The organism is Ruminococcus sp. FMBCY1 (assembly GCF_023921805.1).
Taxonomy (GTDB): Bacteria; Bacillota; Clostridia; order Oscillospirales; family Acutalibacteraceae; genus Ruminococcoides; species Ruminococcoides intestinale_A.
The window spans coordinates 2,042,049-2,055,437 of record NZ_CP074197.1 but is presented as its reverse complement, the minus strand read 5'-3'; the positions used below and the strand labels follow the sequence as shown (position 1 = coordinate 2,055,437).

The following is a 13,389-nucleotide window of genomic DNA, read 5'->3' as shown; positions in this document are numbered from 1 at the left end:
TTTACCTCCAAAATTATGTCAAAGTAATCTGCACACCGTCAATTTTAGTGCCGAGAAGTCCTGCGTAACCGTCCTGATTACTGTCTTTTTCTGTATTATGCTGCCAATCCCAAAAGCCTGCACCCTGCTTACGCACTCTGTATGTAGCCTTGAAGTCGCTCACGCCGCTAAACTCGACCTGTACGGCATCAATGACTTTTTCCTTGATGCCTGCAAATCCGTTTCGATTATCATTGATGTTGTAACCTGTTACCCAAGGCAACCAGTCACCGTTGAGCAAGTGCACACGATAGCGAATTTTACCTCTTGATACCTTAAGAGCAATAGCAGAAATCGCCTGCTTGCTTCTTCCTGCTATGTTGCTAAGACCTTTTACTTCGCTGTACCATTTGTGATCAGCAAATACACGATAAGTCAGCGTTGGCTTTTCTGATGTGTTCTTATCAGCACAATTAAAAAGACTCTCATCATACACAATGTTAGTATCAAGCCTGCCGTTGTATCCATTAACACGACCTGTTGAACTATTCTGCCAAATATCACAGTCAATCTCTGCTTTGTCATTGTACTGTGCAAGCCAAATACTGTATTTTCTCTTCAATTTATCATAATCAAGATAGTTGTTAAACCAATTCAGATTGGCATATACACCTGCTCTGTAGTTACTTTTCTTGATCGTTTCGCAAAAGCGTTCCGCAATTTCTGTAAGTTTTGCTTTGCCGAGTTTAGTTTGTGAATTATCTTCCAAATCATAATAAATCGGCATATCAAGAGATTTGTTATTAATGCATTCAAGGCAGGTCTTTGCCTCTTTTTCAGCATCACTAACGCTGTCGGCATAGCTGTACCAGTAAACACCGATTTTCATACCAGCGGTTTTTGCGTTGTAGTAGTGGCTTTCAAACATACTGTCTTTCTGACTTGCTTCTCTGCCATAGCCTGCTCTTATAATGACCGCTTTTATACCGTCATTTTTCATTTTGTTAAAATTAATGCCTTGCTGAAATTCTGAAATATCAACACAAGTTACTTTTGCCATAATCAACCCTCCCAAACTGCCATAATAGCGTTGTAGTACTCCTCGCTGAGCTGTTCCTTTAAAATCTCTCTGTCACTCTCGCAATTTGTATATGCGTTTCGAACATTGCCGCCGACCTGCATTTCTGTGCCGTCGATAACAACAAACTTCTGTCTTAATACGCTTACACTGTCTTTTGTAAGCATATCGAGTGTGATTTTTTCTTTAAGTTCCATAGAATTACCTCCTACTGTCTGATATATGTAATTGTAAAATTGATTTTCTCGTCCTCTGCAAATTTATCCGTTGGCGAGCTGATGTAAAGCCATGAGCCGTCAAGACGGATATTTCTCAGCTTATTTGTAGTTGAGTACACAGCAATACTCGAAAATCGACTTTCGTTTTTTGCAGGGAAAGGCAAGCCTGCCATCTGAATATACGATTTATCCGCAACAAGTTTTGTAATATTTACCGACACCGTAACCACCTTGTCGTTTTTCACATAGTTAAAACCGGCCTCGTTGCCGTCATAAATCGCCTGCGCCGGAGATAATTCTCCTGTACCGCTCTCGAAATTTGAGCTATCATATTTTTTTGCAATACTTTGATTAAGAGTATTAACACTGTTATATAAGGTACCGCTTGTGATATAGTTAGGACTTTTCTCTTTAGGTGCGGTATCAAATGGCATTTTGTCGAGCTTAAGGTTTAACGATCTGTTTATATATGTTTTATCATAAGCATCGGTAATTCCGTAGCCTTCCAAAGTAGTTGCTTTATCAGCTTTTTTATTAATACTTTGATTAAGAGTATTAACTTTGTTATCAATACGTTTATTAATAGTATTAACACTATTGTATACCGTGCCACTTGTGATATAGTTAGGACTATTCTCTTTAGGTGCGGTATCAAATGGCATTGCGTCAAGTTTACGGAGTAATGCCTTATTCAGATATGTTTTATCGTAAGCATCGGTAATTCCGTAACCGGCAAGAGTATCCGCCTTATCAGCTTTTGTAAGTACTTCATCTTTTACTTTTTTGATTGCAGTGTTTATGTCATCTTTTGTTGCGAGCGTACTACCTGCTGGTTCATATTTTGACTTGCTATTAATAGCTTTTTCAGTGATTTTAACAATAAAATGCTGTGCTGTAATAACAGCTCCGCTGCTGTCAGACAGCACAACCTCACATTTAGTCACGCCCGGCAAAGATAAGACTTTATCGGTAAGCTCAACAACGATTACATTATCTGATATTGTGCAATTTTGAGACTCTGCAACTATAACATTATTAGTTACAGCGTTAAGAACAGCAGTCATTGTACTGTCAAGGGTAACTTCTGCATCATTAGCTGTAAGTGTTACATCAATAAATCTTGATTTTTTGTCTAATTGATGACTGTATAAAACCGAAGTTGATGTATTTTTGAGCAGGTCTAAATTAAGTTTGTAATGCTGTATGTTCATCATTGCCTCCTGTTTCTTCTGCAAAAATGACTTCGGATTCAGCAGGAGCTTTATCCTTATCGTTTTCACAAACTGTTTTTTCTTCTGTGATAAATTTCATAATAACCTCCTACCAAGTTGCTTTTTGTAAAATTCCGTTTTTGAATGTCAGCGTAAATTCTTTCCATGTATTTGCTGTACCGTCACTTCTGAACGATGTAACATAGTAACCTTTAAAAGTCCCGCTAATAGAACCGCCCTCAAATTTCCAATCGCTCAAAACTGCTTTGCGTAAATAATTGTTATGTAAATTAAGATCACACCCGGTATGAAGTTGGTCTTTTTCGTAATCGTCAGAAAGCTTTTGAGCAGTATATGTTAGTTTCATAGTGAATGCTTCTGCATCGTCAGAACTCATATATGCCCATGTCATATACGCACTATTTGAATTGAGGTCAAAAGCTAAGCCTCGTTTGCTGTCATCGTTTAAATATGAGTTTGTACCAATCGAGCCGACTTCATTATCATTGTAATAAAAGTCTTGTCCATACTGATTAAGTGACATCAGCTTTTTATCTGATATGTTATAAATATTAAGCTGTGCATTTTCAAACTTTATGTACTCGGATATGTTGTTCCAAGCAATTCGCACATCTTCTGCCGATTGCTGTAAAAGCGTACTCCAACGATTTGTGCCAACAACTTTATTGACTTCGAGAAAAAGTCCCTCTGCGGTCTGAGTAAACAATGATTCATTAACAGAGCTTGCCCAAGATTCAGACACATGGAGAACAGTTGTGTCTAAATCTTGCTTGATTTCATTTACTTTAGTTCTATCGTGTAGCTGTTGAGCGTTAAGCTCTGTAATGCGATTATTTATCGTGGTTAATTTACCTGTGAGCTTTGCCGCTATTGAAGATAGGGAAACAGTATTAAGCAGCGGATTTGCAGGAAATTCTTTAATCTCTACTATCCGGTAGTTTCTTTTTCTGTTGCGGTTACGGTCAACCAAAGTTACTACATCATACAGACTGTAGGATAGAATTTCCTTATAAATCTCCGGCTGAGCTTTGGCAAGGTCGATAACCTTACAGGTGTATGACTGCTCGGGTTCAGCCATATTCGCAAGCTTGACAACACCGTCATCTAAAAGCGACTGAGGGTCTGTGTATCGTTCATCACGCCAAACATAACTGATTACTTTGTCTGTGTAGGTGTGATTTTCAATGTACTCACAGCCGTTATTAACGCTTGCAATAGATAAGCCGTCCTTGCCGTAGGCATACAGTCTTGTAACCAAGCCTGAAGAGCTGCCTTTGTAGTTTAAGTCTGTGAGATTTAATTCGTCGGTAAAATACACTCCTTTCGGCTCGGTGTTGTTTTCGGGCTTTATAAGAGTTATCGTTTTTTGCTTTGTATTGTACTCATACACATTGCCGTAGCTTGTGGAATTGGTACATTGGTTTAAAATATCAAGCACAGTTACATCGCTAAGATCGAAGCTGCAACGCTTGCTTACAAGGGTATCGTTTTTAACACTCCAGTCGGTATTGGAAAGTATTTCAGTACATATGTTATGAAAGCTCTCTGTAGTCTTGTTAAAGCTTGTAAACATATCTGCACGAAGGTCATCAAGATTAAGCTCGCAGACAATCGTTGAAACCGTTTTGCGTTCGTGAATACTTTTAATCAAATATCTCTGATTATCGTATTCAACCTCACCGTCCAAAGCAAAATATTTATACAAGCTGTGCTTAGGCGATATGTCAAATTGCAGGCTCATCATACCGCCGTAGGTTTTTGTAACGCAAAAGGTGCTATCAATATCTGTAAACAGCTTTACATCATTGTTGTAAAAGATTTTTAAAACCATTTAAACACCCCTTAAATCACACATAAACAGGCGTGTAAATTACCTGAATATCAGACTGAGAATTATTACAGCTTATTGTATTAGTTCCGGGATAAAGCAAAGGAAAATCAATTAAGGTGCTGTCAAGGAACTTATTAACTCCGCCGAGCGTAATTAAACCAAGCTCACCGTCAAGAACTAACGGTGTATTTGCCGAAATATTAATAACAACTATTCCCATAATTGAAAGCAATGAGCTTTGCTCGGGTAATGTCACCTTAAGCTTAAACTTACAGGGAGTAGTTGACTGACAATATATTTTACCGTTTGGGGCAACCGTTGCGGTGATTGTCGGCTTGTGACGGACAGCCATAAATATGTATGTAACATCGTGTTCTCCGCTGCTGTCAAATGTAGCAGCGGAGATTGAAGTAACAATTGAAGTGTATATGTATCCGTCCGGCAAAGCTATTTCAACTGTTTTACCGATTAGTTCTGCCTCAAACCTTGCAATATTATCGGTCGCAGCTGCGTATCTGTCCGTAATCTCTGTTCCTTTTGCAGAACAACCGTCCAAGCAAGGAAAGAATGTAAGAGTAACAGTCAGCGTTCTTGTTCCGTATTCGGTTGAATACAGTGCAGGCATTTTGACAAGATTAGTATTAGCTGAAACATTATTTGTAAGCGTTGTACCGCTTACAGCATAGCTAAGCAGTCTTGCACTGTAATTAGAAATATCAATGTTATTTACGGACATCTCTGTCATAGATTGTTACCCTCCCATGCTAATTCCTCCGACATATACGGAGCTGTTGCAACTGCAAACTCTCTGCCGTCAACCTCAAGATGATTTACTATGTTGCCTTGTAGCACTACTTTTTGTTTATCAGCATTTTGCATATCGACCGTATGCACCACATTAGCTGTAAGCTGTTCTGCTACAAAGCTTTTACCTTCTGCTACGGCAGCACGCATTTTCGACACCAAGCCGTTAGCTGACACGCCCGACTGCAAGCGTTCGGTAAATTTTGACGCCACATCATCGGCTTGCTTATAAAGTTTTGGTGCTTCATCTTCAAGTCCGTTTTCGCCACCCTCAAGAGTGTACTTAAAAATTTTGCGGAACACTTTGGACGGAGAGTGTATATCCCACTTCTTTTTGAAAATTGCAAGAATATTATCAGCGACCGATGAAGCACTTGCATATAGCTCAGGTGATCTTTCTTTTATTCCGTTAATCATTCCCTGCATAGCTTCATCCATAGTCTCTTGGCATTCAGGAGGCAATTGGTCATAATTGTTAATAATATCTTCAACAACTTTTTTATCTTCATCTGAGATTTTGCCGCCGTATAGTTCTGTTTGAGATAGCATAGCTAACCAAGTTGAAAGCTGTTCCTGTTGATTTGTATCAAATGATTTTGTGAATTTATCATTTATATCAGCCAATTTTTTATTATGTTGCGAATACTCATTTGCAATTAATTGGTCATATTTTTGCTCAATAAGTAATGTATCGCAACCGCCTGAATCATATTCTTTTTTAATTTCAGCCTGCTTAGCTTGCTCAAGTGCTACAAGGTTGTCGTTACTTCTTTTGTTTTCTCTTGCAATATCTTCATTATACTTTTTTTGATTTTCGGAATAAGTTTTTAAACCATCAGCTCTATCTTTATATCCATCTTGTAAAATCTTAAGAGTTTCGGAACAAAGTGTATTAGCTTCGGCAACTGCAGCATCATAGTCTTTGTTGGCGGCTTCTCGCTGTTGGTTATACCATTCATCTGTATATTGCTCATCAGTACCAATTAAAGCTCTTTTTTCTGCAAGCCAATTGATTTTTTGTTGTTCAGCAGCTTTAACAGTATCATCTCTCGTTTGCTCTGCTGTTGCAGTATATTCACTTGAATAAGCCTCATATTCTTCAAGTGATAAATCGTGGTTTGCGGCTAAATCTTTAGCCATATCCTTAACAACACCCTGATAAGCTTCCTGAACCTTTAGCTGTTCATCTGCAAGCTCCTTTTGCTTTGCGAATAAATCATCAAGTCTTTGAATTTCTTCCTCAGTCAGACTTGTTCGTTCTTCTTTGGCGTGTCGAGCTATTTCCGTAATTTCAGTCTGTACTTCATCCATTTTTTGAGTTAATTCAGACTGTCTTTCATTTGAAATAATGATAGCATCATTAAATCCTTCGAGTGCATCTCCGGACTGCGAAAGGCTGTTAATATAATTTGTTGCACCATCAGCAACATTAGCATAAGCTTCAGCTATTCCCTCATACGATTCTGCAAGAAGTTGCTCAGATGATGTTTCTTGCTCAACACATAAATTCAAAGCTGCTATTCCTGCTGCAAGAGCGGCTACTGCAGTGATTACTATGCCTATCGGATTCAGATTCATAGCTAAGTTCCACGCATATTGAGCCGCAGTGGCAAGTGTAATCTCTCCTGTTAATGCACCTACTGCTATTTGTTTTAAGGTTATAGTATTTAGTGCAGCTGCCTCAGCAAGACTTTCTGCGGTTACCGCTGCCGTATGGGTAGTAAGCAATGCTGTAACTGTTGATATTATCGAATATGATTTGAATGCTGCGTATACAGAAGTTATTACACCTAACAGCACCTCTGAATTATCAGCAAGAAAATCAATTGCTTTAGACAAAGGCGGTAACACTACCTTTGCTACATTTGTAAAAGCCTTACCTAAGTTGACTACAATGTTTTTCACGCTTTCAATAGCCTTTTTAAGACCGCCGTTTTCAAACGACTTTTTAATAGTGTTTACAGCCTCTTTAACGGGTGCTTGAAGTTCTTTAGGCAACAGCTTATTAAGATTATCAACGAGTTCCGAAACAATAACCTTTGCGGCTTTGATTAAGTCATGTGCGTGTTCGATAACGCTTGTTATTAAAGTCTGAATTATATTAACAGCAGACTTTGCAAGTTTATCGGCATTGTTTGCTATACCGTCAACAAAAGCCTGCAAAAAGTCAACAGCGGCATTCAGCATTTCAGGTGCAGCCTCAGCCGCTTTTACTGCAAGCTCTCCAAAAATAGAGCCTGCCTCTTCAATCATTTCCGACAGTCCGCCGTTTTTGAAAGCCTCAGTCAAGCGGTTTACATAGTTTTGTGCCTCGACAGCTGCTTCTTGCAAGGGTTCTGACATACCCTCATAAATTTCAATGCCTAAGCCCTCAAGTCCTGATTTAAGAATAGTAATTTGACCTTGCAGGTTATCCTGCATAGTATCAGCCATTGCCGCAGCCGCACCGTCAGCGTTGTTGATGTTCTGAGTAAGGTTGTCAAAGTCGCTGTCGCTTGCGTTGATAATCGCAAGCATACCGCTCATTGCTTCTTTACCAAAGAGAATGCTTGCTGTAGCAGCCTGTTCGGTTTCGCTCAATCCGCTAAACTTCTCTCTAAGCTGTTTCATTACATCTATAAGAGGCAAAGCGTTACCCTCGGTATCGGAGATAGATATGCCATACTGTGTCATTACATTAGCCATATCTTCCGTTGGAGATGCAAGGTTAGAAAGAGCAGTTTTAAGGCTTGTGCCTGCCATACTGCCCTTGACACTTGCATTAGCCATAAGACCGAGGGCAAGGGAAACATCTTCGACAGAGTAGCCCATTGTGCCGGCAAGAGGAGCAACATATTTAAAACTTTCACCAAGCATAGATACATTAGTATTTGCACTTGATGAGGCTTTGGCAAGTACATCTGCAAAGTGTGTGCTGTCTGATGCTTTTAGGTTAAACGCTGTAAGTGCGTCTGTTACAATATCCGAGGTTGTTGCTAAGTCCAAACCATCAGCGGCGGCAAGGTTCATAATACCGTCAATACCATTGAGCATTGACTCTGTGTCCCAGCCTGCCATAGCCATATATTGTAAAGCTGCTGCCGACTCGGATGCAGAGAACTTTGTTTTTGCACCCATTTCTTTTGCCTTGTCAGTCAGGCTTTGCAATGAATCACCTGTTGCACCGCTGATTGCAGATACTTTTGACATAGCAGCCTCAAATGACGAGCCGACTGTTGCCGCTGCGGTTGCTCCTGCACCGAGTGCGGCTGTAATGCCTGCAAGCGTTGCTGTTACAGCAGATACACCCGCTTGAGCGATTGATTTTATTTTATCAATACCGCCCTTAAAGCCGCTTGTATCTATTTTTGTATCAATTTTAATAGAGCCATCATATGCCAAATTACTCACCACCCTTTAGTGTTGAGGTCATCGGCACATAATGGCTCTACTTGACCTTATTTATTTTTGTTATCGTTTATTACGATTTCAAACTGTTTCTTACAGTTTCGCCCTTTGCAGCATACAAAAATGCCCCTACACCTTGACGATTTGTCAAAGTATATGGGCATTTCATAACCACAGTAGGGGCATTTTACTTTTGATTTATTTTTCATCATTTAAAATTAAAATCAATTACTCTAATATTATCTTTTTGAGCTTCTGATATAGATAAAGTCCCATTTTCAAAAGATACCTTACCTGTTTTATAATTAACAAGTATATCCATTTGTTCCTGTAAACTTAAACCGAAAATATCAGACTTTAACATTCTTACAAGTGCTTTGTAACAAATATCATCAGTACTTTCAGTCGATAAAATTACATTAATATAATCTACTGAAATTTTATTATCAAGTTTAAGCAGAGCAATATCTATATCAATCTTGTCATTATCCGAATTAACCAAGTATAGATTGTCGCTGCATTTTTTATATGTAAAATTTACACCATCTATCGTAAAATCAGACACAATACTTTGAATGAGGTCGTCTTCACTTAATGTAGATAAAACATCACTTTGTGTTGTTTCAGGTTCAAGAGTAGTTTCCTCAACTGCTTTAGAAGCAGGAGATGTTATTTGCGTAACATTTTCAAAAGTAGGATTTGAATTATTAACATTACTTGAGCAAGCTGTGCAGTTGATTGCAAACAATGACAAGATAAGAAAACATAAAGTCTTTTTCATAGTACCACCTCGTGAAATAATATAACTTTAACAATATTATACAAATTTCACAATAGATTGTCAATTGTTTCTCCGTTTATCAGTGCATCTTCAATGTTTGATATTTGCTTTTGCACTTCTTTTTTGAGCGGAAGTTTGTACTGCTTTTTCATTTTTTGATAAAATGCTTTTTGTGAGGCAGTCATCTTTGAATTGATTTCAATAGACCTGTAACCCATTATTTTTACAAACTCTGTACTATCAGACAATGACAACATCAGTGCGTGAAACTTCCACCAGTGAAGCTTTTCCGAGTTTAAATCAATATGATACTGCTGCATAAAAGCGGCACAGATATAACCGTCATCATATTCGTAACTGAACACTTCTTTATGAGATTTACCGTTGACCTTTTGAGGAGGCTTTCCACAGCGGTAAAACCAAAGAATTTGATTTACAGTCGTTTCATCAGCAAATGACGGAGGTTGATTTTTGCAAAAAACAAGTTTTTTAATATCAGCTAAAGTATTTTCTGCTTTTTCCGCATTTTCCGATAAAAGCATTTCAAATTCCAACCAAGTTCTGAAATCAGTGTTGATTTTGTATTCCGTCCCGACAATGTTCAATCTGTCGGGCACAGAATTAATAAGCATATTCATCACTTAACAATCTTTTGACGGTTGATGTAATGATTTTTGTGCTTATTTCTACGCTGCTGACGGTTGCCGAGTTTTGATTTATACTGTTCGCCGACTGCCTTGTCAAGCTTATTAACCGCAACAATAACGCCCTCATACGCATTAATGCAGGTTGTAAGATTTACCGATTCACCAAACACCTTTTTTGCAGTACCTTCACTGAAAACATCATCAAAGAACTCAAAAATAGCAGTGCACTGAATACGAATAAGCTCTGACCTGCGTTTACCGTTTGTATCAAGCTGTTTCATTTTTGCACTTACGGTATCGTTTGCTTTTTCGTAGCGTTCCATTTCGAGGGCATCGGCTACATCAATGTCAGGAAGTGTTACATTATTAATAACCATTATTTATTCCTCCTTATGATTTAGCTGTAAAAGTTTTAGTTGATGTGTCAAAAGTACCCTCAATAGGGTCACCCTTGCCTAAAAAGTTACCTGTGCAGCCCATTTCGCCGTCATCATTTGTAAAAGATGCAACTTCGACAGCGACATTAAACTTGCGTGCGTGATATGATGCACCCGTTGAACCTTCCTTCTGGTCGAGGTCAACGATAACATACTCGGTTTCTGCATCTTCGCCAACGAGCTGATTTTCACCTATGTTCACGATAAAGTTAATAGCGTCCTGCTCTCTAATCTGGTCAATATCAAAAGCAGTAGTCCAATCATATCCGCTGATTGACTTAGTTGCTGATTTATCACATACATACTTACGGCTCTTAGTCTGAGCTGATGGATTTTCATCAAGTGTTTTTGCACCGACACCCAAAAGTGCAAATGCTTTTTCTTTGCTGCCGTTACTGCAGTTAAGATAATTTGCCTGCATTCTTCTCTGTCTAATTACTTCAGCCATTTTTTACCTCCAAATTTTTAGTATATTCCAAACGGCACTGTATTTGATACCTTGCCGTCTTCGTATCATTGTTCATTACATAGCCTGATGACAAAACCTTGATTGACTGAGCAGTACAGCAATCAGGGAGCTTAGGTAATTTGCGGTTTATGTTCTGTTCTGCAATCCAATCCTCAAGCCTTTCGTAAAATTCAAGGTTTGCCATATTTATTCCGTTTTCCTGACTGTAACATTCTCGGCTTGCAAAGATAAAGAGATACTGACACTTAGCCGAGCCGTCAATGTAGCTTTTTACTACAGTTTTGCAAGGTACAGTTTCAATGCTGTACTGCTCTGCATCTTCGCCGAGATAGTCAACATTCAGCTCTGAATCAGCCTCAAGAATTTCACAGTCACAAAACCATTTAAACAATGATTTTATAATTGATGTTTCCATTATTTACCTCCGCACTTTTCCTTTGCGGTTTTCAAAATATCTTCCAAATGGTCTGCTTTCATACGCTCGAACCAAAATTTACCTCGCAAACCGCCTTTTGATGTGCCTTCTTTTCCTTTGCCGGCATTCATATAGTAATTTGTATGAGCATAGACAGCATCGTAAACAACTTCACCTTTACCAATCTTAGTGCCTGTAATGCCACTCTTTTTAAGATAGCCTGTGTCAAACGGTACATAAGGGTCACATCTGCGTAAGACTTCGCTGTCAACAATTTTCTGTACCTTGCCCTCAGCCTGCAAGCCTCGGTCTTTAAGCATTGTTTCAGTTGTGTTAAAAAGCAGTTTAATAATCATTTAACCACCAATTTAATATGCTTTGAATAGTTAGATGCATTGAGATTTTCAGTTACTGATACAATTTCAAGTGCGTCATAATTCTTAATTAAGTCTGCTAAATTTGAAATATCGCAATCAACTTCGCCTTTGACGATATAATCGCCTTTCTTGAGCGTAAAGCAGTTGTAAGCCTCATCGGCAGGCATTGCCTTGTAGGTTGCCTTGTCAACATAATTTTCAAGAGCCGAGTGTGGTACACGGACTATGTATTCCTCGGTTCGCTTTACTTCTTTATCGCTGACAAGAAACTGGTCTGCACCATGGAAATTTACATCACGCAATGTGTATTTGCTCCATAGCTTTTCACGCCCTAAGGCTTTGCTGCAAAAAAGAGTTATAGTTGTATGATTAGTAAACATCAGCATACCCCCTGATACAGCAAGCCTGTGTTGTATAGCTCTTGTCTGATAGCTTTAAACATTGCCCTTTTTTCTCGGTCTGCAAGGTCATCTGCGTTGTAGTCCTTGTATGTAACACTGTAACCGTCTGTGTTCTCGGACTTAATACCTTGCGGAATATTTGCCACGCTCTGACGGAGTTCATATGCCGCCTCGGCAGCGGCGCAAACAGCATTTTTTACAGGCTCAGTAACCTTCTTAACACCGCCGTTGACAATATAGTTGATCAGCCGTTCAGCCTTGCGTGCATAGCTGTTAAACTCCTGAGCAGGTATCAAAGTACCTGCCCAAGAATCTGTATAATAAGAATAATCTGCAAACATATCAAGATACCTTAATATTCCTGAAAACGCCGCACTTAGTTGTATTTTTGAGTGCGACAGCGGCAACCATTTCAACCTCTGCTTTCTTAACTGCACCCGGTGCAGTAAGGTCAGGCATATATGTTTTAATGATTGATGAACCGCTGAGGGAAACTCCGTGGAAAGCATCAAGACCAAGCTGTACAGCATAAAGGTCGGTAAGTCCTGTTACCTTTGAACTTGATGCACCTGTTTCATAGATTGGTACACAGGGAACAGTGGCACTGCCGTTATAGAAGTTGCCCATATCATAGAAAATAATATCGTCATATCCTCTTGCTGTTTTGCCAAATGCGTCCTCTGACTTTGTAAGATAGCCTGCACGCTGAGCAACACTCTTGAGCTTTGCAATGATTTTACTGTTTCCAAGGAACATTGTCGGCTTGCCGTCAATTCCTGAGAGAAACTCATTGAGCATATCAATCATTGACTGATAGTTGCTCGTAAGGAGTGCCGAGGTAGAAAGGTCAATAACCGTCTTGTCCGTTCCTGCATTGTACTCTGTGCTTGTACCCTTGAGCATAGTGGAAAGACCGTCAAAATCAACCGACTTATCAGTCTTTGAACCATTAATGCAAGTGTACTGGAAGTAGTTTTTTGTTGCCTTTGTCTTCTGCTCAAGCTGAAAAGCAATCTCATCTGTTGTCGCCTCTTGAATTACTCTGTCAACCTCAGCAGCACCGCCGAAGATTTTAAGGTCAACGGTTTTCTTGACTTTCTTTGCCTCATTGGCTGTGTATTCGCTGTTAATAGCTCTGCCGGCGGCGGTTGACGGTGTCTGTAACTGCAAGTAGCCGTATGTCATTGTTGAACCGCCGACACCCGGAGATACGGCATCATCAAATGTTAGTTCATCCATAAAAAGAGAACCTCTGCGGAGAGTATCAATTACCTCCTGTGTGACCTTGTCGGCTCTGCCGACACTTGCTTCTGCTAATGTAATAGGCATATGT

16 protein-coding genes are annotated in these 13,389 nt (G+C 39.3%); all 16 read right to left on the bottom strand.

What is annotated here, in order from left to right; genetic code table 11:
* Positions 1 to 13: 13 nt before the first annotated feature.
* Positions 14 to 1,039, bottom strand: coding sequence for a glycoside hydrolase family 25 protein (locus KGF34_RS10120; RefSeq protein ID WP_252558922.1), 1,026 nt, complete (start codon positions 1,037 to 1,039; stop codon positions 14 to 16).
* A gap of 2 nt (positions 1,040 to 1,041) precedes the next feature.
* On the bottom strand, positions 1,042 to 1,254 hold the full coding sequence (locus tag KGF34_RS10115) for a hypothetical protein (protein WP_252558921.1): 213 nt from the start codon (positions 1,252 to 1,254) through the stop codon (positions 1,042 to 1,044).
* An 11-nt stretch (positions 1,255 to 1,265) separates the two neighbouring features.
* Positions 1,266 to 2,486 (bottom strand): hypothetical protein, encoded by a 1,221-nt coding sequence (locus tag KGF34_RS10110; RefSeq protein WP_252558920.1) that lies wholly within the window; start codon positions 2,484 to 2,486, stop codon positions 1,266 to 1,268.
* On the bottom strand, positions 2,461 to 2,586 hold the full coding sequence (locus tag KGF34_RS11780; RefSeq protein ID WP_271229665.1) for a hypothetical protein: 126 nt from the start codon (positions 2,584 to 2,586) through the stop codon (positions 2,461 to 2,463). Before KGF34_RS11780 ends, KGF34_RS10110 begins: the two co-directional genes overlap by 26 nt.
* 9 nt (positions 2,587 to 2,595) lie before the next feature.
* Positions 2,596 to 4,338, bottom strand: a complete 1,743-nt coding sequence (locus KGF34_RS10105) for a phage tail spike protein (RefSeq protein ID WP_252558919.1) — start codon at positions 4,336 to 4,338, stop codon at positions 2,596 to 2,598.
* A gap of 16 nt (positions 4,339 to 4,354) precedes the next feature.
* Positions 4,355 to 5,083, bottom strand: coding sequence for a hypothetical protein (locus KGF34_RS10100; RefSeq protein WP_252558918.1), 729 nt, complete (start codon positions 5,081 to 5,083; stop codon positions 4,355 to 4,357).
* Positions 5,080 to 8,523, bottom strand: coding sequence for a phage tail tape measure protein (locus KGF34_RS10095; protein WP_252558917.1), 3,444 nt, complete (start codon positions 8,521 to 8,523; stop codon positions 5,080 to 5,082). The genes KGF34_RS10100 and KGF34_RS10095 overlap by 4 nt, the downstream gene beginning before the upstream one ends.
* Before the next feature lie 214 nt (positions 8,524 to 8,737).
* Positions 8,738 to 9,310, bottom strand: a complete 573-nt coding sequence (locus KGF34_RS10090; protein ID WP_252558916.1) for a hypothetical protein — start codon at positions 9,308 to 9,310, stop codon at positions 8,738 to 8,740.
* 47 nt (positions 9,311 to 9,357) lie between these two features.
* Positions 9,358 to 9,942 (bottom strand): bacteriophage Gp15 family protein, encoded by a 585-nt coding sequence (locus KGF34_RS10085; protein ID WP_252558915.1) that lies wholly within the window; start codon positions 9,940 to 9,942, stop codon positions 9,358 to 9,360.
* A 5-nt stretch (positions 9,943 to 9,947) separates the two neighbouring features.
* Positions 9,948 to 10,334, bottom strand: a complete 387-nt coding sequence (locus KGF34_RS10080; RefSeq protein ID WP_252558914.1) for a DUF6673 family protein — start codon at positions 10,332 to 10,334, stop codon at positions 9,948 to 9,950.
* A 13-nt stretch (positions 10,335 to 10,347) separates the two neighbouring features.
* A complete protein-coding gene (locus tag KGF34_RS10075; protein WP_252558913.1) occupies positions 10,348 to 10,842 on the bottom strand; it encodes a hypothetical protein in 495 nt (164 codons plus the stop codon).
* Complete coding sequence (locus tag KGF34_RS10070) at positions 10,835 to 11,278, bottom strand: hypothetical protein (RefSeq protein WP_252558912.1); 444 nt, start codon at positions 11,276 to 11,278, stop codon at positions 10,835 to 10,837. Before KGF34_RS10070 ends, KGF34_RS10075 begins: the two co-directional genes overlap by 8 nt.
* On the bottom strand, positions 11,278 to 11,634 hold the full coding sequence (locus KGF34_RS10065) for a minor capsid protein (RefSeq protein ID WP_252558911.1): 357 nt from the start codon (positions 11,632 to 11,634) through the stop codon (positions 11,278 to 11,280). The genes KGF34_RS10070 and KGF34_RS10065 overlap by 1 nt, the downstream gene beginning before the upstream one ends.
* Complete coding sequence (locus tag KGF34_RS10060; RefSeq protein ID WP_252558910.1) at positions 11,631 to 12,035, bottom strand: DUF6751 family protein; 405 nt, start codon at positions 12,033 to 12,035, stop codon at positions 11,631 to 11,633. Before KGF34_RS10060 ends, KGF34_RS10065 begins: the two co-directional genes overlap by 4 nt.
* The gene (locus KGF34_RS10055; RefSeq protein WP_252558909.1) at positions 12,035 to 12,397 is read right to left on the bottom strand and encodes a hypothetical protein; all 363 of its coding nucleotides are present in this window, start codon (positions 12,395 to 12,397) and stop codon (positions 12,035 to 12,037) included. The genes KGF34_RS10060 and KGF34_RS10055 overlap by 1 nt, the downstream gene beginning before the upstream one ends.
* Before the next feature lies 1 nt (position 12,398).
* On the bottom strand, positions 12,399 to 13,385 hold the full coding sequence (locus KGF34_RS10050; protein WP_252558908.1) for a major capsid protein: 987 nt from the start codon (positions 13,383 to 13,385) through the stop codon (positions 12,399 to 12,401).
* Positions 13,386 to 13,389: the final 4 nt, after the last annotated feature.